This window comes from Nostoc sp. (genome assembly GCF_036919675.1).
GTDB lineage: Bacteria > Cyanobacteriota > Cyanobacteriia > Cyanobacteriales > Nostocaceae > Nostoc.
The window spans coordinates 148,107-168,701 of record NZ_JBALCP010000057.1; the positions used below are offsets into that span (position 1 = coordinate 148,107).

Genomic DNA, 20,595 nt, shown 5'->3' on the forward strand with positions numbered 1-20,595 from the left:
GGATTTTAGAGTTCGGCAACTCTTAGAGACGCTCTTGCGTTCGCTCAGTCCTTCGACTTCGCTCAGGAACCATCGAACGATTTTGGATTCTGAAAAAGTCAAGGGAAACACAACCTACCCATTTGTTGCATTTTTTTCAAAATTGGTATCAGCTAAAAATTTAAGAAAGTAGACGTTGCTGAAATTGCAAAGCTTTTTGAGGTTCAGGAATTTGTGATGCTAAAACTTTCACAAATTCTGCACGAGAAATTTGCCCAGAAGACTTAACAGCTTTTTGGACTAAGAACTTAGCTATTGGGCCAATTAAATTAGCTAATTCCTGTTCGCACTGATGCACAAAGCTATCGCTGATTTCTTGAGGTTCTTGGCTTGGTAAATTATTTGACTGAATTTCTGATTTAACAGTAAGTTCCTGTAGTAGAGTAGGTTTCTCTAGTAGAAACATTGTTTTCTTGTTAAAATCAATTTGTTGATTTCCTCGAAGATGAAGGGCCAATTGATTAATTAATTCTTCGGGGTTGGGCGCTGATGCCGCAACTTGTCGTAGTAATCTTGAGGCAACGGGGCCGACAAATTCCAAAAGAATTGTTTCCAAGCGGCTGTAATTTTCTGGAGACAGGATAGAAGCAGGCGGATACCCAATTGAGTTTTGTTGAGAAAGTAAAGCTTGAGGCGGTTGTGTAAAAGATAGTGGTTGAAGTGATTGCGCTTCTACTTTAGTATCGAGATCCTTAAGCGCCTGTAGAACTTCAGCCGCAGACTGATAGCGTTGTTTAAAGTGGTGTAATACCATCTTAGATAGCACAGATGCCAACCCAGAACTGACGTTAGCCTGATGCTGCCAAGAAATTTCTCCTGTATCTGGGTCTTCCTCAAAGTTTATCGGATGTAACCCGGTCAGCGATTGAATACCAATAATGCCCAAGGAATAAATATCGCTGTTGGGGCGGGGCTTACCTTGCCCCTGTTCTGTAGACATATATCCTGGGGTACCAATGATAATAGTAGCCCCCATCTGCCCTAGAACTGTAACCAGTTGAGTTTGGACTTGTTTAACTGCGCCAAAGTCAATCAGCACTAACTTGCCGTCTTGTTGCCGCCTGATTATATTATCCGGCTTGATATCTCGATGGATAACGTTGTGGCTGTGAATAAATTGTAGAATACCCAACACCTGTTGGAGCAGTTGAATTACTTGATCTTCTGTCCAAGGTTGATTGGGGAATAGTTCCGCTTTGAGAGTATGCCCTTCAATGAACTCTTGCACCAAGAAGAACTCTTGGTTGTCTTCAAAATAGGCTAAAAGCCGAGGAATCTGGTCATGGTTGCCCAGTTTTTCTAGTGTTTCTGCTTCACTGGTAAATAGCCGTCTAGCAGTTTCGAGAAATTCAGGGCTACGAGTGACAGGCTTAAGGTGTTTGACAACGCATTTCGGCAAACCTGGTCGATGGGTATCTTGGGCCATGTAGGTTTGACCGAATCCACCTCCACCTAAGACTTGAAGGACTTGGTAACGTCCGTCTAATAATTGTCCTAACATTGTCTCACTTGCCTAAGTCCTCAAATTAATCTTGGCACAACTACCAGCTTTGGCAAGGTTTGTTGAGAAATAAACTAGGTAGGTAGTGCTGAAATACCAAGGTTTTTTGAGGATTGTACTACAAGTATCATGACTTCCTAAACTTTTTAAGGAACTGGTTAAAGGATTAGGCGTCTACAGTGAAGAGTCATGCAGCATTGGTCATTGGGCATTTGTTCCCTTTTGCCCCTCTGCTCCCCACCTCCCGTATGCTTACCCTTTTCATTCGGGGGTTACGTGGTTAACAATAGGTTGAATGTTTTTTAAATGATTCAACCTTATGCCTAGAACTGCAAATGAATATGCCGTATACCTCCTACTGGAAAGCGGTCACCGGGAAGAAGTACGTTTTCCTACTATTCAAGAGTTTCAGAAGTGGTATAGTGGCGAACTTGTGCCAAAGTCTGCTTCTAATGACTTTATTAGTGTGCCGCTCAAAAATATTCAAGGGGAATATATGGTAATCCGCCCTTCTCGGATCGTGGCAATCCGGGTAGAACCAGTTTTTAGTTCCAGTGTTGAAAGATTCAACTAAATGATGAGAAAAACCCTTGCTTTGCTTTCCTTGAGTTTGGGAATTGCCCTTATAAACCCTCTCTGGTCGGCTGTTGCTCAGGTTCCTTACTTACTGCCGTTGCCAGTACCCACAACTCCTGATCTTCCACCTCTACCAGTACCAATTACTCCTGAGTTAACGCCACCGCTCAAACCAATCGCTATTGCAAGCGATTGTCCGTTCGGGCAGACTTGTTTGGGTTGGGATGACCAAATTTGGGGTCAAACAGGTAAAATAGGCGATCGCAATGCGTTGTTAGCTTCCATTGACAACAGTCTGCTTTACCTAACAAAGAAGGAGGCGATCGCAGCATATCAAAATTATCCAGTTAAGGAAATTACGCTTGATCGCGTCCGCACGAGTTTGCTACGTTTCCGCGAACTGGTTATCGGTTCTAAGTCAGCAGCGCAATTACAAGCCGCTGTCCGCCGTGAGTTTGTCTTCTACCAGTCTGTGGGCAACGATGGCAAGGGTACTGTTAAGTTTACTGCTTATTATGAGCCTGTTTACACCGCTAGCCGTGTTAGGACTTCAATATATAAGTATCCTCTTTATCGGCTACCACCTGATTTCAGCCAATGGCGTAAACCCCACCCAAAACGAATTGATTTGGAAGGTAAGGATGGTTTACAAGGAAATAAGGGCAAGTTGCGCGGTTTAGAACTGCTTTGGTTTCGCGATCGCTTTGACGCATACATGGTACATATCCAAGGTTCTGCCCAAATTAACTTAACTAATGGCAAAACAACGTCAGTTGGCTATGCAGGTGGAACTGATTACCCCTGGACTAGTATCGGCAAAGAACTAGCCAAAGATGGCAAACTTCCACTAGATGGATTGACACTGCCACGGATGACTGCTTTCTTCCGGCGACGGCCGCAGGAGTTGAGCAATTATCTGCCACGCTGGAAACGATTTATTTTCTTTCAAGAAACTGGTGGTACCGCAGCTACAGGCTGTATTCGTGTGCCAGTGACAGCAGAACGTTCCATTGCTACAGATAAGTCTCTCATGCCACCGGGAGCGCTAGCCCTGATTCATAACTCATTTCCCTATCCTGCCAGTGGTGGCAAACTAGAGAGGCGTACTGTCAGCCGCTTTGTGCTTGACCAGGATACAGGAAGCGCCATCAAAGGCCCAGGACGGGTAGATTATTTCATGGGATCTGGTAAACTAGCAGGCGATCGCGCTGGCATCACAGGCGGTAATGGTTCACTATATTATTTGCTGCTCAAAGAATAAAGAGACGCGATTAATCGCGTCTGTACAGGAGTTAGGAGTAGAGACGCGATTAATCGCGTCTGTTATTAATTCAAAACTCATCATTTATCACTCCTCACTCCTCACTTTTTTTAGTACGGCGGATAAGCAAAATCATCTTCATCAGCATAAACGTAAGAGTTGGAAACTCCTGCGATCGCCAATTTAGGCGTTTCTGATTTTACAGGTTCCTTGCCAAAATCTTTGTATTCTTCAAAAGTCTTGCAAATCATTGCAGACTCAAGAGAATCGGAAGCAATTAAGTATTGTGTTAAAGTTCCTACTGTCGGATGTTTGTAGTCTACAGTTGAAGCTACCAGAACTGTATTTGGTTCAATACCTCTTTCTTCACACTCAATTATCGGGCAAAAAATCCCGTGAGCGTGGAACAAAGGGCCTTTTGGTGTCAAAGGTTGCTTGCGGTAAACAGCATAAGCCTTTTCTAGTTCAGCAACGAATCCACTAACTACTTTACCTTGTTGATATTCGCAGTAGGTTTTGCTGAAACTCGCTCCGGCGGCACCATTAAGAGTTAATTGTAGTGGTGATTCATGTAAAAACTTTTTATTCTCACCCACTATAAAAATTAGATAGCGAGTAAAAGTTTTAAATTTAAGTTTATCGGCTAAAAAAGCATCATAATTTTCTTTGAGCGTACCCAGTTTTAGACCACTTTCCCGGTCTTTGACAGACAATGGCCCCCGACGCACCAAAACCAAGTGTGGAGTAGTGGTAATAAAGACTGTTTCGACTCCAGAGCTAAATTCATGCTCTACCTGCTGCCAATTATCATCTGGCACAAAGCCGACAGCATGGGCATTATCTAGCTTAATCGCCAAACCGTGGGATTGCATACCATCTGCGCCATACCGAGGATTAATCATCTGACACCAGGGAATGACTTGAGAAGGCGGTGCATTGAATTTCTCGTCTTCAAAGTCGAAATTAGCAGATGCTTTCATCGTTTTAGGCTATCAAAGTGTTTTATTGAACAAGTTTATCAGCACGCTGATCCTAGAGAGCCAGAAGGAGAGCGTTGGTACGAGCGTCACCCGTCCTTTGCACGTCGCCCTCAAAAGAAGGGTGAACGTGCCATCAAACTGGCGTAGTAGTTTTTCCAGATTAAGGCAGAATCAATCTATCTTGCAATCCCTGTTTCGTTTTGTAACAACAAATCCTCATCGAATATAGTGCTAGGCACTCAGCACTTATTGCTCAGTATTATTTCGGTAAACTCAAAGCAGCGAGAGTCTTTAAATCCGGCACTTCTAAGTCAGGTTGACTTATTGCTGATTCTATGGTATTAACTCCTTGTTGGTCTGCTCGACGGTTTACCCAGACTGTTGATAGTCCCAGAGATTTGGCTGTAACTATATCGTGATATACACTAGCAGCAACATGTGATATACACTAGCAGCAACATGTAATATCTGCTCTAACGGCAAATCAATTCTCTTAATAGCAAGTCTGAAGTTATTTAAGGAGGGTTTGTAGCTTTTTGTCTGTTCTGCTGTGATTATCTGGTCAAATTCCACCTCCAAATGCCTTGCTGAGAAAGCAAAGAGATCGTCATCGACATTTGAGATAATTACCAGCTTAAAGTTTTGCTTGAGGGTTTTAAGTGCCTCAACTGTATCGGGGAAAGGCAGCCAATACTGAATCGAATCAGCAAGTGAATTTAATTCCTCAGCAGTTGGCTCAAAGCCCAATCGCTCACCAAATTTCTGGATTACTATCTGCAAAACTTCTCGATATTTGATATATTCTCCTTTTTCCACTTCTGCTTCAAATTCAGCAAAAAGTTCCAGAATTTGATCCTCATCCAAATTAGTGTTATGTGTCAGCAGAAGTGGCTTTAGCACCCCTAAGATGCCGTTTTCCCAATCAATCAGGGTTCCGTAACAATCGAAAGTTAAAGCCTTATACTGATTGAAGTTAATCACATTTTTATACTTCACAGCTTGACTAATAGTGTTCAGTTTTCACAAACCAAAGACGGGTGAACCCATCTGCGTTGGCGCAGCCCGCCGCAGGCATCGCCACATTTGCCGCTCTTAAAGTCTCTGAACATTTTTTCTATATCAAAGCAGAGTTTAAGTAGGTAGACAATAAAATACCAAACTGTGTGAAGATAAGCAAGTAGATGGGCACAAAAAAACTAAACTCTCCTACGGGGATCTTGCTAGCAAGATCCCCGTAGGGGTACAAGTCGGAAAACGCGATGCCACTTGCTTTAAGCCTACATAGAATTGGTATAAGTTGAAATTGAAAGGTTGAGACGGGGACATAGGGAAATATTCATTCTCCGCGTCACTGTGTCTTCGTCTGATTGCGTCGCTCCCTACCCATGATCTATTGATTGATAGTCTACTCTTATGGCATCTAGTTAATTCTAGATGCTCAAAATTTTGCCGCTTCTCAATTTGATTATAAACCCCCTTTCTTCACCTCGATAACCCTAATTACTTTGGCAGAATACCTATTTATATCGTTCTAATTAGATTCATAATTGTAGCTTAATTGCAATCAATTTAGAATTAACAATGTTGAAGAAAGCCTTAACCTAAATTTGTACTAACTTTAACTCAACCTTTGCTTACGCTGTATGTCTTAGTAAGAAGATTGTGTAGTAACTATGTGAAAGTACTGTATTTTTATCGGTTTTTAGATGTATGGCTACCGTTAACCGAGAGCTAGAAGTCAAATTGGAGATTATTACGAGTTGCTGTTGACTGCATTAAGGAGCGGAGATTCATGAAACTGCAACTGACTCAATTACATATACTCTGAGCCAAATTAACTGGAGCGTAGACCCATGAGATGCACAGGTGCTGATTGCATAGCAAAAAGCCAGGTGTCTACGCCGACAGCATGACATTTGCATATTTTGTGTGGAGTTTCTTAACTTACTTGAGGAGTACAAATGCTTGAGGCTATCGCTGTTGCTTGGTTATTACTGTTTTTTGGCGATTTTCTATCTACATTCTTTTACCATGTACCTGAGCACGTTTTTGGTAGCCTTCATTTAAAAACCCACCACTCCTGGAAGAAGGACTTCCGCCACTACGCTATTTTGACTTTTAATCCCCAGGTTCTTTTAGATGGTATCTTGGGAGCTTTGCCTTATGTACTCATAGCAGTAGTCCTGTGGTCTTTCTCTCCCATTGGCGTTATCTCTGGATTACTGCTTGGTCAGTTTCATGTATGGTGGAGACACATAAGTGTACTAGGTTGGCAAACTTCAAAGCCTGTAAATATTTTATGCCAAATTCTATTTATTACTACTCCTGAGAGACACTGGTTACACCATCACAAAACTAATTTGGGTCTCGGTGATATTTTCACCTTCTTTGAACAACCTGCACAAATGTGGTTACGCTGGCTTCGGCTACTCAGACTTCGTTTTCGCTACTCTCGGATCTAACTGAAGCTACCGCTTACCTAAATACTTTTTAAAATTACCAAAATCAGCTGCGATCGCAGCTGATTTTGGACACTATTTATGTTTTGCCAGAGAGGGGATTATTCCAGTCTCAGAAATGCGATCACCCACATACTCAAAAAAGCTGATTGCCAATTTAGAAGTAGTAGCAATAAAAAATATTAATTTACCATAGATTTAAATCTATGCTTTTCTCTAATTATAAAATCTTTATTTATAGGTTTTCGATAACTCATCAAAAGTAAGCGAGTTGCACGGACGCAAGGATGGCTCTGGTAAAGAGTTTAAAGGTATTTGCTGCCGCTTAACTTTAATGTTATACCGCCAATCTTTTTGGGAAAACTAGTCTTAATTAGTAAATTATTATATGCCTAGATTTTTATGACAATTTCTCTCTTTTGGGGCGATGCTAGGCGTAGCTTGCTTTCCCGAAGGGTTACGGATAGCTACGCTAAGGCAACCGTTCGGATTCTGTGCTATGTGACCACCAAAGAGATTTATTCTGAGGGTGACACTAAGCAATCCCCTATTGCCATCAAACAGTCTAGAGAAGAATTTACACGCGATTTCGTTGAAATCCTGAATCGGTTCTGTACTCAAGCCACGTCTTCAGAAAATCCAAGGTTTTATCAACAGACACCACTGCAACTGGTACAAAGTGAGAAAATGTCCGCTTTGGGAAACTTAGTGGCAGAGGTGGCAAATAAAATTAATAATCCGGTTGGTTTTATTGCTGGAAATTTGCAACCTGCTGCTTATGAGGTGTTTCATGTCGGCAGTTAGCCTCAGAAAGATTCTCAACAAAAAAGAGTTGCCATCTCTTCTTCAGGGGTTAGTCTACCAGTTGAACATTGCGATCGATGTTGAACTGGTAGATGGCACGAAACTAATTAGCATTGGGGAGCAAACTGCGGAAAACAGATATCCAATCGAGGTGTCAGGAGAAATCATCGGTTGGGTTGTTGGGGGAGAACAGGCAACTCTACTTGCGACTTTGCTCTCCTTTTTAGCAAAGCAGGAAGCTGAGAAGAAAATACTCGCTAAAGAATTGCTAGAGCGATACCAGGAAATTGATTTGTTTGAGGATATCTCGACTCAACTCACAACAAGTTTGGATACTCGACAGATTGCCCAACTAGTGCTTCAGGAATTAAGTCAATTAATTGAATCGTCTGCGGGGATGATTCTGCTCCTGAATTCAGATGCAACTGCATTTGAAATCATTGCCGAATTTGGAGTATTTTTTAATGACAGTCAGCCGGAACCAAATAAGGGAATTATTGGCAACATTGTGCAATCTAACCGGGCAGAACTCATCAATGATGTGCAAGCCGATCCTCGATTAGAGGGGCAAAAAAACGTTAGTGCAATGATTTGTGTACCGTTACGAGCCAAGGAGCGGGTACTGGGAGCGATCGCCATTGGAACGCCCAAAACTGACTCATACAAGGCTGAACACCTGAAACTTGTGAGTATCTTTGCCTCTCAAAGTGCGATCGCCATTGACAAAGCTGTGCTTTACGAACAAAGCACTCAAGCAGCCATCCAGGCAAAAGCCCAGACACAGAGGCTTCAGCAAGCTCTCCATGAGTTGCAATTGGCCCAAACTCAGTTAATCCAAAGCGAAAAAATGTCCAGTCTAGGGCAACTTATTGCTGGAGTTGCCCACGAAATCAACAACCCGGTTAACTTTATTTGCGGCAATTTAAGGTATGTTGCCGAATACGCCCAAGACTTGTTGCACCTGTTAGAAAAGTATCAGAAATTCCTACCTGTTGCTCCTCCAGAACTGGAATCAGAATTAGACAATATCGATCTGGAATTTATCATGCAGGATCTTCCCAAACTGCTAAATTCGATGAAACTGGGCACCAGTCGCATCGTAGAAATTGTTCAATCCCTGAAAAACTTCTCCCGCCATGATGAAGCCGAAATGAAAGCTGTCAACATCCACGATGGCATCGACGGAACGCTGATGATTCTTCACCATCGCTTGAAAGCAGATGTTCATCGTCCGGCAATTGAAATCGTTAAAGATTATGCAAAACTTCCCGTGATTGAATGCTATCCCGGACAGTTGAATCAGGTGTTTATGAACGTTTTGGCAAATGCCATTGACGCTCTAGAGGAGGGAATGGGCAATGAAGAAATATCCCCCCCTACTCCCCGAATCATCATTCGTACCAAAGTCCTCGACCACCAGAAGGTTGTGATTCGCATTGCTGACAACGGCCCAGGCATGAAGGAGGAGATAATCCACCGCATTTACGATCCCTTCTTCACCACAAAAGATGTTGGTAAGGGAACCGGGTTAGGCATGGCAATCAGCTACCAAATTGTTGTGGACAGACACCAGGGAATTATCAAGTGTCGTTCTCAACCGGGTGAAGGGACAGAATTCTGGATTCAGATTCCGATAAATTGTGCAGTGGTGGACGCTACTGAAGAACAGAATTATACCTCTGCCTCGCCAATCACAACCGAATCATCCCCCACTCCCGATGCCGACGGCTTCATTGCATCAACAGTTCCAATGCTCAAACCGATGGATTTGCTAATCTGCCACACTCAATTGATCCAGCGACTTTCACAGCACAATCCAGAGGTGGAAGCTGCATCACCCGATCAAATTTACCAAATGTTCCAACGCCACCCAATTTCGTTAAAGCTTTACGCCACTTTGTTGTCTTCGTTCTATTGTTCTAACCCTACCCAAATACGCCACTAAAGAAACCTCAACTATGTTTAACCAACTTGATGAATACAACAGTCAGCTATTTGAACAATGTCCTGTTGGGCTAATACTATGCCGAACAGATGGGACACTAATTAACATTAACCCCGCCTATGCTGCCATTTTGGGGCGTACTGTTCCAGAAACTCTGAATCTCACGTACTGGCAAATTACTCCGGAAAACTATGCCGCCGAGCAAGCCCTGCTAGAGAACCTAGAACAGACTGGTCGCTACGGGCCCGATGAGAAGGAGTTCATCCACAAAGACGGGCATCTAGTTCCGGTCAGGGTCTCCGGACTAATGATTGACAAGGATGGAGAGCGCCTGATCTGGTCAAGTGTGGAAGACATTAGCTACCTCAGGCGGGCCCAGCAGGAACGTCAACACTCCGAAAAAATCTTGAAACGGAGCGAAGCCCGATACCGCTCTCTGGTCAAAACTAACACGCAAATTATCTGGGTCAGCACACCAGAAGGAATTTGCTTTGAATTGACAGACTGGATCGCCTACACAGGTCAAAGTCTAGCTGAAGCGGAAAATGGGGGTTGGATTGATGCCGTTCATCCCGACGATCGCCCCTACACCGGAGAAGCCTGGGGTGTTGCCATAGCAAACCTGAGCATGTATCAAATTGAATACCGAATTCGGGGCCAGGATGGCAATTATCGCTACTTTTGGGTCTGGGGTGCCCCCGTCATCGAAGATGATGGTAGCGTTCGGGAGTGGATTGGCACTTGTACCGATATTCACGATCGCAAGCTGGCAGAAGCCGAAAATCAGCGGCTTAAAGAACGATATCGCTCGTTAGTAACTGCTACTTCACAGATCGTCTGGGCAGCTACCCCAGAAGGACTAGGAATAAGCAGTGAAATGCTCACCTGGATAGCCTATACGGGGCAGAGCGAAGCTGAAGTTGAGGGTTGGGGCTGGATTGATCCAATTCACCCCGATGACCGTGCCGGCTATACAGAAGTTTGGAATGCTGCTGTGGCGAACCGAGGTATCTACCAAACCGAATATCGGCTGCGTGGCAAGGATGGCACATACCGCTACTTCTCTGTCTGTGGTGCCCCCGTCCTGGAAGAAGATGGCAGCATTCGGGAATGGATTGGCACCTGTACTGATATTCACGATCGCAAGCAGACAGAAGCTGAAAATCAACGTTTATTGGATATGTTGAATCATTCCAGCGATGCGATCATCGTCCGTGACATGAGCGAGAAAATCTTGTACTGGAATCAAGGTGCCGAAACTCTCTACGGCTGGACGCGTGAAGAAGTGAAAGGCCAATACATTCACGCATTTATCAAAAAAACCTTTCCAAAACCAAAACAAGAAATTATCGTAGAGTTATTAGAGGAAGGCAGTTGGGAAGGAGAAGTACAACATCTCACCCATGAGGGCAGCCTGATTACCGTCGAGAGCCGATGGACGTTGCAAAGGGACATCGACAGTCAGCCTTGCGCGGTGCTGGAAATTAATACCGACATTACTGCCCGCAAACAAGCAGAAATCGCTCTGCGGCAACTGAATCAAGAACTGGAAGCCAGAGTTATAGAGCGGACAGCTGCCCTGCAAAATACCCTAGCAGAAGCGCAGGGATTAAATGCCATTTTAGATAACTTAGCAGATGGTCTGTTGGTGGCAGACACCGCAGGACAAATCACCCACTTCAATCCTGCCTTTTTAGGCATGTATGGATTGACAGCTACCGCCCTCAACGTTCACTACCGAGAACTGCCGATCTCTGGTTTAGCAAACCTGGTTGCACGAACTCAGTCCCATCCCAAACAGGTGTTCTCTGCCGAAGTTGCACTAACGAAGGAACGTATTGGTCAGGCTGTAGCGACCGCCATTTTCAAAAAGACGACAGACCAAGAACCTGCTGCCTGCTTCGGTTCGGCGCTGCTGATTCGGGATGTGACGGCAGAAAAGGAGATTGACAAGATGAAGACCGACTTCATCTCAACAGTTTCTCACGAGCTGCGGACGCCGCTGACTTCTGTTCTCGGTTTTGCATCGATCATTAAAGAAAAGCTAGAAACTGATGTGTTCCCAATAATTTCTACCGAAGACCGCAAGCTTCAGAAAACTATCAAGCGGGTGGGTGACAATCTCAACATTATTGTGTCGGAAGCAGAACGGCTCACATCTTTGATTAACGATGTCCTGGACATCGCCAAGATGGAAGCAGGTAAGGTGGAATGGCAAATGCAGCCCATTGATCCCAGCGAATTACTGGATTGGGCAAGCAATTCCACTGCGGGGTTATTTGAAACCAATGGCTTGCAGTTGGTCTGCGAGATTGAACCTGGACTGCCTCAGATCGTAGGCGATCGCAACCGTCTGCTGCAAGTTTTAATCAACCTGATTTCCAATGCCGTTAAGTTTACCGAATCTGGTTGTGTCACTTGCCGCGTCAAACAAGGAAATGACGGTGTTTGCATCAGTGTCATTGACACAGGCATTGGTATTGCACCTGAAGACCAGCCGAAAGTATTTGAGAAATTCCGCCAAGTAGGCGACACCCTCACCGACAAACCCAAAGGTACAGGGTTAGGACTACCCATCTGTAAACAAATCGTCGATCATCATGGCGGTAGAATCTGGGTTGAGAGTGAACCAGGTAATGGCAGCATATTCTCGTTCATAATTCCTACCTACACCTGCGATCAAGAAGGTACTACTAATCTGAATCTGGATACGCTAGTCAAACAACTCAAAGAACACGTCATCACCAGAGACACTGTACTGAACCAAAACCGTAAAACCATCTTGGTTGTAGATGATGATGCCAACATTAGAGAACTGCTCCGTCAACAACTGGAAAACGAAGGCTACAACGTTCGGGAAGGGAAAGATGGTATGGATGCAATTCATCAAATCAAAATAGCCCATCCCGATCTGATTCTCTTGGACGTGATGATGCCCCAAATCAACGGCTTTGACGTGGCAGCCGTTCTCAAAAATGATCCCCAGACCGCAGACATTCCGATCATTATTCTGTCAATTATTGAAAACAAGGAACGGGGCTACCATATTGGCATTGATCGCTATCTCACCAAGCCCATTGACACAGAGAAACTCCTCAAGGAAATTGGCTCACTGCTTTACCAGGGCACTTCTAGTAAAAAGGTATTGGTTGTAGATAAAAATGCATCAGCCTTAAAAACCCTATCAGATGTACTACAAACTCAGGGATACAGCGTGATTGAAGCCTCGAATCCGCAAGAATGCATCCATAAAGCCTTGTCAGCCAAACCTGACATGATCATCATCGATTCTATGTTTTCTCAAGAAGCCGACCTAGTGAAAACCCTACGGTTTGAGAAGGAGTTGGAAAATGTATTTTTTATTATGCTGTCCGAATAGTAATCGCTGCTACTAGAGACTGGGGACTGGCAAAGAATTCTTCTAATCCCCAATACTTCTCTACGAGAGGCTGCGCCAACGGCTTACTTCGACTTACCTCGACTTCGCTCGGCACAAGTCGCTCGGCACAAGTCGCTCAGTACAAGTGCCTAATGCCCAATACTTCGGCTTCGCTCAGTACAAGTGCCCAATTCCCAATCCCCAATCCTTATGACCCAGAAAATTCTGATTGTTGACGATGAACCCAATATCTTGATTTTGATGGAACAAGCCCTAGAAGCATTAGAAGACAAGGGGGTTGAACTTTTAATTGCTAGAAATGGAGAAGAAGCTCTCGAAACTATTAAAACTGAAAAACCAAACCTAGTTTTTCTCGATGTAATGATGCCTAAAATGAATGGTCTGCAAGTCTGCCATATTGTTAAACACGACCTGCAAATGACTGACATCTACATTGTGATATTGACAGCTAAGGGACAGGAATTTGATAAACAAAAAGGAATTGAGGTTGGTGCAGATTTATATCTAACTAAACCATTCCGCCCCAAAGAAGTACTTGAAAAATCAATGCAGGTATTGGGTTTTTGAGGAAAGTCTTGAATGCTTTTCACTGCGATCGCTTCCGGCAGACTGGAAGCGATCGCAATCCTTGGCAGTGCTAATTCATCTGCAATGGCATCATTAACTGCATTCACCCTCCAAATGAGTTCTTTATCCTATATTTGATGCTAGGCGTAGCTTGCTTTCGCCACTACGCTATTTATTTGGACTTTCAATCACCAAGTTTTTTTAGATGGAATTAAATACTTTTTAAAATAAGTAAAATCGGCTGCGATCGCAGCTGATTTTTGTCCACTATTTATATAATTAAGTAGTTAATTTGAATATTCTAATCAATATTTTGCACTGATCTAATAAAACGAGAAGCTCCTGACTTTCCGCTTGATGTAAATGAAACTACAGCAACTGGTGAACGATTATAAACTTACCAAAGTTCAAAGTCTTTACGTTGCTACATAGTGGTGTGTTTTGGAACAAGACCGCCAACAAATGAAATGGCTATGGTTTCCCCAATTACACTTAGGTTGCTGCTGGTTGAGATAACAACTTGTGCAAACGTAAAACCCGATTTTCCCCAAATGGTAAAACCTGGATGACTTCAGCCTCGAATGAGAAGCCCATGCGTTCCCAAAACTTCCGTGCTTTTGGATTCTGTTCTTGGACAATGAGTTTTACCTCAGACGCTCCCATCTTCTTAATCTGCTGTTCTATTGCTTCCCAAAGTTTTTTGCCGTATCCATTGCCACGTAACTCTGGAGAGAGCAGTAGTAGGCTGACATACCACACACCACTATGAGGATAATCTCGGAGTATCTCTACAACACCAACAAGCTTAAAATCTTTCTCAAATCCCCACACTATCTTGTGGCTGATCGGTAAATTTGACGGACGCTCCTGCAAAATTTCTCTTGCAGTTTTCTTTGAGCCTGGTTGTTGCTCTACAAGCTGGAAAAAATCTGTACACGCAATACAAAGCTCAGTTAACTGCGGAAGTTCCGCCTCTTTGAGAATTCGGGCGTGAAATTGGAAAAAATCTATCTCCAAAAAACTCATCTTGCGAATATTCTTTAAGTCGGGCGAATAATTTCATACAAATCCTGGGTGCGGGTATACCAGTTGCCCGATAGCCGACCGATCGCGTGCAACTTGGCGACATCAATTGTGTTTTGTGGTGTAAGTAAATCGTCCCGAACATGCCACAGCACTGCCTCAGCAATAATTAATCCCGATTGGCTACCTTCATTCCCTAGATAAACTATTTGCTTCAGCACACACTCAATATTGATGGGTGATTCAGCAACTCGTGGCGGACGCACTCGTTTTGAGGGAGCAGGAGTTAGTCCCGCTACTTGAAATTCGTCCACATCTGGCGGAAAGTCGCCACTGGTAGCGTTCATCTGTTCCCCCAATTCTTCAACAACTATGTTGACGACTAGTTCACCCGACTGCTCTACATTCGATAAAGTATCTTTTTTAGATCCGCGTCGTAGACCGCTGGAGATGGCTAGAGTGGGTGGGCTAGCTGTCACGCCCATAAAAAAACTGAAAGGTGCGACATTGGGCGTACCATCGCTGGCGATCGTTGACACCCAAGCGATCGGTCGGGGAACCACTGAACCAACAAGTAATTGATAGGTATTTCGTGGATCGTTCTGGGAGGGATCGATAATCATTGAGATTTTCCTCACTAAACACTACAGTTTTTCAAAATTCGATCTTGCCGAAGAGAATGTCAATGCTCTTGCTTTTTCTCGCTATCTGTGAGATGTTCATACTCAGTTACGATACTACGGTTAATTGACCAATTTAAGGTAGTATTGATAGGTTAATTAATTAACCCAAATGCTCATGCCCTAAGTCCGAGTCAAATGTTAAAAGCCCCTAGTACAAGGGTAAAGCCAGCTATGTCTGAACCATACTACAGAATTTGGATTTGCGTTGGCGGTAACTCCAGAGCAATGAACCACCCACAGTCTCCCTGTGATCCGAGTTACGCAAGAGCCAAGACGCTCCTCCAACTAGCCCAAGACTGTGGGTTTACTACAACCCTCATTTTACAAAACTAGATTATTTCTTGAGATTAAACTACAGACGGACACAAAGAGGAGTCTGAGTGTTTATCTGTGGTTCCAAATATTAAATTCATATTTTTACAATCAGTCTATTTTTCAGAAAAAGGTTGGAAAAAAGACAGGAGCTTTCAAGATGAGACATGAAATCCTACTACCAAGATATTAAAACTCGCATGGCTAAATATGGGCGGAACCCAGACACCTGTAAAATTCTACCTGCGGTGATGCCATTTGTAGGTGAGACAGAAACTATTGCTCAAGAAAAGCAAGCTTTCCACAATGAGTTAGTACATCCTATGGCTGGTTTATTAACTATGTCGAATCATTTAGGCGTTGATCTGTCGCAATATTCTTTAGATCAATCTGTGGAAAAAGTTGAAGCTCAAGATTATCAAAAACTGTTAGCTGTAGTTCAAAGACTGAGTTTAGATAAAACTCTCAACACCCCAGAGGAACCTGTGAATGCAAGTTATGAGCGCACGCGATCGCTTATTTTAGAAGCAGAGCGTTTGGGATATGCCAGCACTTTGGTAGCGCAGCACATCGCCAACCCCCGCAGTCTAGAATTAGAACAGTTAGAAACCTGGACGGCATGTGCCGCCTTGGCTGAAGCCACAGAACAAATCGAGATCATCGCCGCGATAAAACCCCTGCTATTTCATCCAGCAGTTTTGGCGAAGATGGCGTTAGGCATTGATGCCATCAGTGGTGGACGTTTTGCAATAAATTTAATCAGTGCCTGGTTTAAACCAGAGATGGAGCGCACTAATATTCCCTTCCCACCTCACGATGAGCGCTACCGCTATTCGGGTGAGTGGTTGCGGGTTGTCAAATCCCTCTGGAGTGGCGAGAGGGTTAACTTCCAAGGCGAATACTTCAAAATAGAGGATTTGAGTTTTCGGCCCACTCCCATCGCCCAACCGCATCCTCCCATCTACCTTGGAGGGGCATCTGATCCGGCGCAAATATTAGTTGCTGAACAGGCAGATATCTACTTCATTAACGGTCAACCGATTGAGGATGTCCGCAAGGTGATTAAACAAGTTTTAAGTAGACCGCGATTGCTACCCAAACCAGTGCGCTTTGGTCTATCAGCCTTTGTGATTGCTCGTTCCACCGATGCCGAAGCCCAAGCAGAACTTGAGCGACTTATGGCACTCCAGAAGCAAGAAGAACACTTGAAATTAAGTGTTGCCAAGGGAGTTGATCCAGAAGCCGTGATGTTCCAACTCTTCGCCAAAAATCCTGGTGTTGGTGGCAATGGTGGTACAGCAGCAGGGCTGGTTGGGAGCTACGACACGGTGGCTACAAGAGTTGCAGATTTTGTTGATGCCGGAATCGAGACTTTTATGCTGCAATTCAATCCCTTTACACAAGAAATGACACGTTTTGCCCAAGAAATTATGCCACGAGTGCGCTCTTTACAACTTGTGGCTTGAAGCTAAGTATTAGATCCTTTCATGCCACATTTTCAAAGAAGCGTTGGGGGGATCATCTAGTGCGATCGCAGCTTTTTTTGTCAACTATTTAATTGACCCAGATTCAGGATTTTTGACTGACGCTGGGTCTTTTCTGCAATCAATACAATTCTAAAATTTCTAATTCTGGTGATAGTGGAAAGCCAAATTTATCATGAAGATGAGGAAATTTTAGTAAAAATAGACATAAGGGTTTATTGTGATAAAAAGCTTTTAGCTTAAAGAAGCGAACATCAAAACCTTCCTTTTGTGCTTCTTTTGAATCAGAAAAGCTTCCAGGAAAAATTTCATCAAAATGAACTTCAAATTTTCTTGCCGTTTCCAAGAAAGGTTTGCCAATCAATTTAGCACCATTGTCATAAGCAGGGTTAGGTATTGCTTTCCTGTACTCACTTTCGTCGAATCCAGCCCTTAAAATAAATTCAAAAAATCCGTTAAGTATCTTGAGGTTGTCACTTGTATTAAAGTCTTCCCAACCTTTAACCAAACTATCTTGAAGTTCAAAAAAAATGTTAAGTATAAATTGGGTTTCTACAGAATTTAAATTGGCGGTAGATAGTTTCATCTTTTTAAGTGTTGTTTATTCACAAAAATCCACTTCACTTCAATATCATGAAAGTGAATAATTCAAAACGTTATTGCAATCTCAATTAAAAAAATTGAGAGCGCTTAGTCAAACTAAAATCTAGGGTTTTTAAAATCCCTCTACTTCAGCACGTCATGCTAAGTAATTATTATCAACAGGTTTTTTATTTGGGGATAATGCAATCCTCAAAGCTGACTAAATTTCCTTTAGAGCCTGTAAAATTTATGAAGCTATGTGCCAGAAACCTGTGTATTTATACTGCCATATAAGTTTTATATAAGTCAACCAGATTAATAATAAATTTAAAAATTACTGAATATTACTATTGACAAGTTTATATTCATCTATAATTCATATTTGTCAAAGCAATTTTCTGCTCAAAATACGGATAACACAGATATCTTCCTTCTGCCCCAGCCCCGATCTTCTACAAATAATTGGGCGGGGAGCAGGGGGCAGCAGGGGGAAAATTCCTCTCCACTGCACCCTTTCTCCCACCTATAGAGTCTCTTCAGCACTTGCTCCCTACTTGTTCAATTAGAAGGTAATTCTGGGAAACCTTAACTTGTGAGAGCGAGAGCTTTTGCCAGAAGGAACTAGAATTAGGAAACACCTAGCTGGGTTCTTCTGACTTTTGAAATTAGGAGTGCATGTGTGCCAAAATCCCCTAAATATTTGCTGATTGGATCAACCGAGACTTACAGCGGTAAATCTGCAACTGTTCTGGGTTTGTCTCATCAGCTACAGCAAAAAGGACTGGATATTTCCTACGGTAAACCGCTCGGTACGTGTTTGAATTTGTCTAGTGGAACCGTAATTGAGGAAGATGTCCAGTTCATCGCTCTTAGCCTCAATTTGCCGGAAAACCGTGTTGCACCTACAATGCTGGCTTTGGATGAACTAAATGTGCAAAAGCGCTTGCGGGGGGAAGACAAAACCGATTATCAACAGTCCCTAATACAGCAATATTTGCAAATGTCCCAAGGAGATTTGGTGTTACTTGAGGGGCCTGGTGATTTGTGCGAAGGCAATTTGTTTGACTTGTCTTTGCTGCAAATGGCTGAAGTATTGGATGCTGCTGTGCTGTTAGTAACCCGCTATAAATCGTTGCTTTCGGTTGAGGCGCTATTGGCTGCTAAAGGGCGTGTGGGCGATCGCTTGATTGGAGTTGTGATCAATGATATCCCACTCACCCAACTAAAAGCGGTTGACACTCTCTTGCGCCCATTTTTGGAACAGCAGGGAATTCCGGTGCTAGCAATGCTGCCGAACAGCGATTTGCTCCGCAGTGTCAGTGTTGGCGAACTAGTCAAGCAGTTAAAGGCTGATGTTCTCTGTGGTAACGATCGCCTAGATTTGTTGGTGGAAAGTCTGGCAATTGGAGCGATGAATGTCAACTCCGCTGTCAAGTATTTCCGCAAACGCCGGAATATGGCAGTGGTAACAGGAGGCGATCGCGTCGAAATTCAGCAAGCTGCTTTGGAAACCTCTACCCAATGTTTAATTCTCACCGGGCAACTACCACCCCCACCGTTCATTCTCAGTCGCGCTGAAGAACTAGAAATCCCCATTTTATCTGTTGACTTAGACACCCTCACCACTGTAGAAATTGTTGACCGCACTTTCGGACAAGTCCGCCTCCACGAGCCGATTAAAGTTCAGTGCATTCGCCAATTGATGTCTGAGCATTTTGACATTGACCGCCTGTTATCTAAACTGGGTTTAACTCCCGCAGCGGCATTGTCTTAGGCTCATCAACCTAAACAATTATGAGTATCTATGCTCAGTTATCAGTTAGGAGGGTGTATTGCTGGTGAGGGTACAGCTGGTTCGCCGTCACCTCCCAGGCGACGGCGTGCTGTCTCTCTTTGCCCCATAGCTGGGACGTGCTTAGTTGCAGCAGCTAATCCAAACACAGGCATATTCCCGTAAACCGCCTCATATTTTCCCGGTTCGATTAAATAAGTTTCGTGCCAAATGCCGACACTGCCATCAGCACCAATGGCTTGATTAAACCTTTGCCAAGCTTCTAGATGTGCATCAGCTGGATTTCTGGCAAAACGCTCCAAATCCTCGAACGATCGCCAATACTGAATCAGTCCCACTCCTCGCCAGTAAACAAAAGTTTCTCCCCCTAAAAACCCTTTTTTAGGATTCTGATTAAGGCTTCGTAGCATGGGCGACATTGCCCTAGCTGTGGGAATCCATTTGGAAAAAGCGAAGAATTTATTAATTCGCATTCCAATTAGAAACACAACAAAGGGTTCATTAATCTCGGCTGTAAATCGTCCCTGTATTACTTGAGGCATCTATTACTCACTCCTTGCTGTTTTCATTTAATATGCAATTAGTTGCATATCAGTATTTTATGCAATTAGTTGCATATATCAAGTGGTGAATTCAAAATTATGGCATTAGCGCACGCAATATTAGCTGCTCTGGTTGACGCGCCTTGTAGTGGGTATGATTTAGCAAAACGATTCGATGGCTCTGTAGGCTTTTTCTGGTCAGCAAGTCACCAGCAGATTTATCGGGAGTTGTCGAAGCTAGAAGATCAAGGATGGATCAGTTCCGAGTCGATTGTCCAAGCCGGACGCCCAGATAAAAAGCTCTACAGGGTTACAGACTTGGGAGAACAGCAGCTCAAAGAGTGGATTGCTCAACCTTGTGAACCCACACCGATTAAAGATGATTTGCTTGTTAAAATTTTTGCTGGGCATATTGCTTCTAACCAGATGATCTTGGCAGAGCTACAGCGTCACCAAAAAGCCCACTTAAAAAAATTATCTACGTACAAGGATTTAGAACAAGAATGCTTTCAGAATCCGCAAGAACTCCTAGAATCAGCAAAATTTCAGTATTTGACTCTCCTGAATGGCATTACTTATGAAACACATTGGCTGGCTTGGTGTGACCAAGTAATCCAAACAATCGAAAAATTGTAGCAAAGTCTA

Annotated in this window: 19 protein-coding genes; 11 read left to right on the plus strand and 8 right to left on the minus strand. The window is 43.5% G+C overall.

What is annotated here, in order from left to right:
• Positions 1-160: 160 nt before the first annotated feature.
• On the minus strand, positions 161-1,540 hold the full coding sequence (locus tag V7K49_RS11375; RefSeq protein WP_335205595.1) for a serine/threonine-protein kinase: 1,380 nt from the start codon (positions 1,538-1,540) through the stop codon (positions 161-163).
• Between the two features lie 319 nt (positions 1,541-1,859).
• On the opposite strand from V7K49_RS11375, the gene V7K49_RS11380 reads away from it, so the two are divergent.
• Together V7K49_RS11380 and mltA are read left to right on the plus strand one after the other, a co-directional pair.
• Positions 1,860-2,114 (plus strand): hypothetical protein, encoded by a 255-nt coding sequence (locus V7K49_RS11380; RefSeq protein WP_298919156.1) that lies wholly within the window; start codon positions 1,860-1,862, stop codon positions 2,112-2,114.
• Between the two features lie 3 nt (positions 2,115-2,117).
• The gene (mltA, locus tag V7K49_RS11385) at positions 2,118-3,377 is read left to right on the plus strand and encodes a murein transglycosylase A (protein ID WP_334871312.1); all 1,260 of its coding nucleotides are present in this window, start codon (positions 2,118-2,120) and stop codon (positions 3,375-3,377) included.
• A gap of 110 nt (positions 3,378-3,487) precedes the next feature.
• Here the strand turns inward: mltA and V7K49_RS11390 are convergent, their stop codons facing one another.
• Both V7K49_RS11390 and V7K49_RS11395 read right to left on the minus strand, forming a co-directional pair.
• Positions 3,488-4,357, minus strand: coding sequence for a DUF5895 domain-containing protein (locus tag V7K49_RS11390; protein WP_335065440.1), 870 nt, complete (start codon positions 4,355-4,357; stop codon positions 3,488-3,490).
• A 408-nt stretch (positions 4,358-4,765) separates the two neighbouring features.
• Entirely contained in the window at positions 4,766-5,353 is a 588-nt protein-coding gene (locus V7K49_RS11395) for an HAD-IA family hydrolase (RefSeq protein ID WP_335205596.1), read from the minus strand.
• A gap of 965 nt (positions 5,354-6,318) precedes the next feature.
• Here V7K49_RS11395 and V7K49_RS11400 point away from each other — a divergent pair.
• From V7K49_RS11400 to V7K49_RS11415, 4 genes are all read left to right on the plus strand, one after another.
• A complete protein-coding gene (locus tag V7K49_RS11400; RefSeq protein ID WP_334871287.1) occupies positions 6,319-6,819 on the plus strand; it encodes a fatty acid hydroxylase in 501 nt (166 codons plus the stop codon).
• Positions 6,820-7,218: 399 nt separating this feature from the next.
• Complete coding sequence (locus V7K49_RS11405; protein ID WP_335205597.1) at positions 7,219-7,620, plus strand: hypothetical protein; 402 nt, start codon at positions 7,219-7,221, stop codon at positions 7,618-7,620.
• Entirely contained in the window at positions 7,607-9,565 is a 1,959-nt protein-coding gene (locus tag V7K49_RS11410) for an ATP-binding protein (RefSeq protein ID WP_335205598.1), read from the plus strand. The genes V7K49_RS11405 and V7K49_RS11410 overlap by 14 nt, the downstream gene beginning before the upstream one ends.
• A 13-nt stretch (positions 9,566-9,578) precedes the next feature.
• Entirely contained in the window at positions 9,579-12,944 is a 3,366-nt protein-coding gene (locus V7K49_RS11415) for a PAS domain S-box protein (RefSeq protein ID WP_335205599.1), read from the plus strand.
• On the opposite strand, the gene V7K49_RS11420 is transcribed toward V7K49_RS11415, so the two are convergent.
• Complete coding sequence (locus V7K49_RS11420) at positions 12,928-13,059, minus strand: hypothetical protein (protein WP_335205600.1); 132 nt, start codon at positions 13,057-13,059, stop codon at positions 12,928-12,930. The two genes, V7K49_RS11415 and V7K49_RS11420, sit on opposite strands and share 17 nt — an antisense overlap.
• 95 nt (positions 13,060-13,154) lie before the next feature.
• On the opposite strand from V7K49_RS11420, the gene V7K49_RS11425 reads away from it, so the two are divergent.
• On the plus strand, positions 13,155-13,532 hold the full coding sequence (locus tag V7K49_RS11425; RefSeq protein ID WP_335205601.1) for a response regulator transcription factor: 378 nt from the start codon (positions 13,155-13,157) through the stop codon (positions 13,530-13,532).
• Between the two features lie 12 nt (positions 13,533-13,544).
• The gene (locus tag V7K49_RS11430) at positions 13,545-13,670 is read left to right on the plus strand and encodes a hypothetical protein (protein WP_335205602.1); all 126 of its coding nucleotides are present in this window, start codon (positions 13,545-13,547) and stop codon (positions 13,668-13,670) included.
• A gap of 354 nt (positions 13,671-14,024) precedes the next feature.
• Here the strand turns inward: V7K49_RS11430 and V7K49_RS11435 are convergent, their stop codons facing one another.
• Both V7K49_RS11435 and V7K49_RS11440 read right to left on the minus strand, forming a co-directional pair.
• A complete protein-coding gene (locus V7K49_RS11435; protein ID WP_335205603.1) occupies positions 14,025-14,558 on the minus strand; it encodes a GNAT family N-acetyltransferase in 534 nt (177 codons plus the stop codon).
• Between the two features lie 14 nt (positions 14,559-14,572).
• The gene (locus tag V7K49_RS11440) at positions 14,573-15,178 is read right to left on the minus strand and encodes a flavin reductase family protein (protein ID WP_335071040.1); all 606 of its coding nucleotides are present in this window, start codon (positions 15,176-15,178) and stop codon (positions 14,573-14,575) included.
• A gap of 539 nt (positions 15,179-15,717) precedes the next feature.
• Between V7K49_RS11440 and V7K49_RS11445 the strand changes: the two genes are divergently transcribed.
• Positions 15,718-17,016: an LLM class flavin-dependent oxidoreductase gene (locus tag V7K49_RS11445; RefSeq protein WP_335205604.1), complete on the plus strand. Its 1,299-nt coding sequence runs from the start codon at positions 15,718-15,720 to the stop codon at positions 17,014-17,016.
• Between the two features lie 139 nt (positions 17,017-17,155).
• On the opposite strand, the gene V7K49_RS11450 is transcribed toward V7K49_RS11445, so the two are convergent.
• Positions 17,156-17,620 (minus strand): hypothetical protein, encoded by a 465-nt coding sequence (locus tag V7K49_RS11450; protein ID WP_335205605.1) that lies wholly within the window; start codon positions 17,618-17,620, stop codon positions 17,156-17,158.
• 675 nt (positions 17,621-18,295) lie between these two features.
• Between V7K49_RS11450 and V7K49_RS11455 the strand changes: the two genes are divergently transcribed.
• Positions 18,296-19,390 (plus strand): phosphotransacetylase family protein, encoded by a 1,095-nt coding sequence (locus V7K49_RS11455; RefSeq protein ID WP_335205606.1) that lies wholly within the window; start codon positions 18,296-18,298, stop codon positions 19,388-19,390.
• A gap of 41 nt (positions 19,391-19,431) precedes the next feature.
• Here V7K49_RS11455 and V7K49_RS11460 read toward each other — a convergent pair whose 3' ends face one another.
• Positions 19,432-19,950: a DUF4188 domain-containing protein gene (locus V7K49_RS11460; RefSeq protein WP_335205607.1), complete on the minus strand. Its 519-nt coding sequence runs from the start codon at positions 19,948-19,950 to the stop codon at positions 19,432-19,434.
• A gap of 99 nt (positions 19,951-20,049) precedes the next feature.
• On the opposite strand from V7K49_RS11460, the gene V7K49_RS11465 reads away from it, so the two are divergent.
• Positions 20,050-20,586, plus strand: coding sequence for a PadR family transcriptional regulator (locus tag V7K49_RS11465; RefSeq protein WP_335205608.1), 537 nt, complete (start codon positions 20,050-20,052; stop codon positions 20,584-20,586).
• Positions 20,587-20,595 lie beyond the last annotated feature (9 nt).

What these genes read in the sequence shown, in the direction of transcription:
- V7K49_RS11410 (WP_335205598.1), top strand. Translation starts at nt 7,607, where the DNA reads ATGTCGGCAGTTAGCCTCAGAAAGATTCTCAACAAAAAAGAGTTGCCA.
- V7K49_RS11440 (WP_335071040.1), bottom strand. Translation starts at nt 15,178, where the DNA reads ATGATTATCGATCCCTCCCAGAACGATCCACGAAATACCTATCAATTA.
- V7K49_RS11430 (WP_335205602.1), top strand. Translation starts at nt 13,545, where the DNA reads ATGCTTTTCACTGCGATCGCTTCCGGCAGACTGGAAGCGATCGCAATC.
- V7K49_RS11390 (WP_335065440.1), bottom strand. Translation starts at nt 4,357, where the DNA reads ATGAAAGCATCTGCTAATTTCGACTTTGAAGACGAGAAATTCAATGCA.
- V7K49_RS11445 (WP_335205604.1), top strand. Translation starts at nt 15,718, where the DNA reads ATGAAATCCTACTACCAAGATATTAAAACTCGCATGGCTAAATATGGG.
- V7K49_RS11460 (WP_335205607.1), bottom strand. Translation starts at nt 19,950, where the DNA reads ATGCCTCAAGTAATACAGGGACGATTTACAGCCGAGATTAATGAACCC.
- V7K49_RS11435 (WP_335205603.1), bottom strand. Translation starts at nt 14,558, where the DNA reads ATGAGTTTTTTGGAGATAGATTTTTTCCAATTTCACGCCCGAATTCTC.
- V7K49_RS11375 (WP_335205595.1), bottom strand. Translation starts at nt 1,540, where the DNA reads ATGTTAGGACAATTATTAGACGGACGTTACCAAGTCCTTCAAGTCTTA.
- mltA (WP_334871312.1), top strand. Translation starts at nt 2,118, where the DNA reads ATGAGAAAAACCCTTGCTTTGCTTTCCTTGAGTTTGGGAATTGCCCTT.
- V7K49_RS11405 (WP_335205597.1), top strand. Translation starts at nt 7,219, where the DNA reads ATGACAATTTCTCTCTTTTGGGGCGATGCTAGGCGTAGCTTGCTTTCC.
- V7K49_RS11465 (WP_335205608.1), top strand. Translation starts at nt 20,050, where the DNA reads ATGGCATTAGCGCACGCAATATTAGCTGCTCTGGTTGACGCGCCTTGT.
- V7K49_RS11415 (WP_335205599.1), top strand. Translation starts at nt 9,579, where the DNA reads ATGTTTAACCAACTTGATGAATACAACAGTCAGCTATTTGAACAATGT.
- V7K49_RS11425 (WP_335205601.1), top strand. Translation starts at nt 13,155, where the DNA reads ATGACCCAGAAAATTCTGATTGTTGACGATGAACCCAATATCTTGATT.
- V7K49_RS11450 (WP_335205605.1), bottom strand. Translation starts at nt 17,620, where the DNA reads ATGAAACTATCTACCGCCAATTTAAATTCTGTAGAAACCCAATTTATA.
- V7K49_RS11400 (WP_334871287.1), top strand. Translation starts at nt 6,319, where the DNA reads ATGCTTGAGGCTATCGCTGTTGCTTGGTTATTACTGTTTTTTGGCGAT.
- V7K49_RS11380 (WP_298919156.1), top strand. Translation starts at nt 1,860, where the DNA reads ATGCCTAGAACTGCAAATGAATATGCCGTATACCTCCTACTGGAAAGC.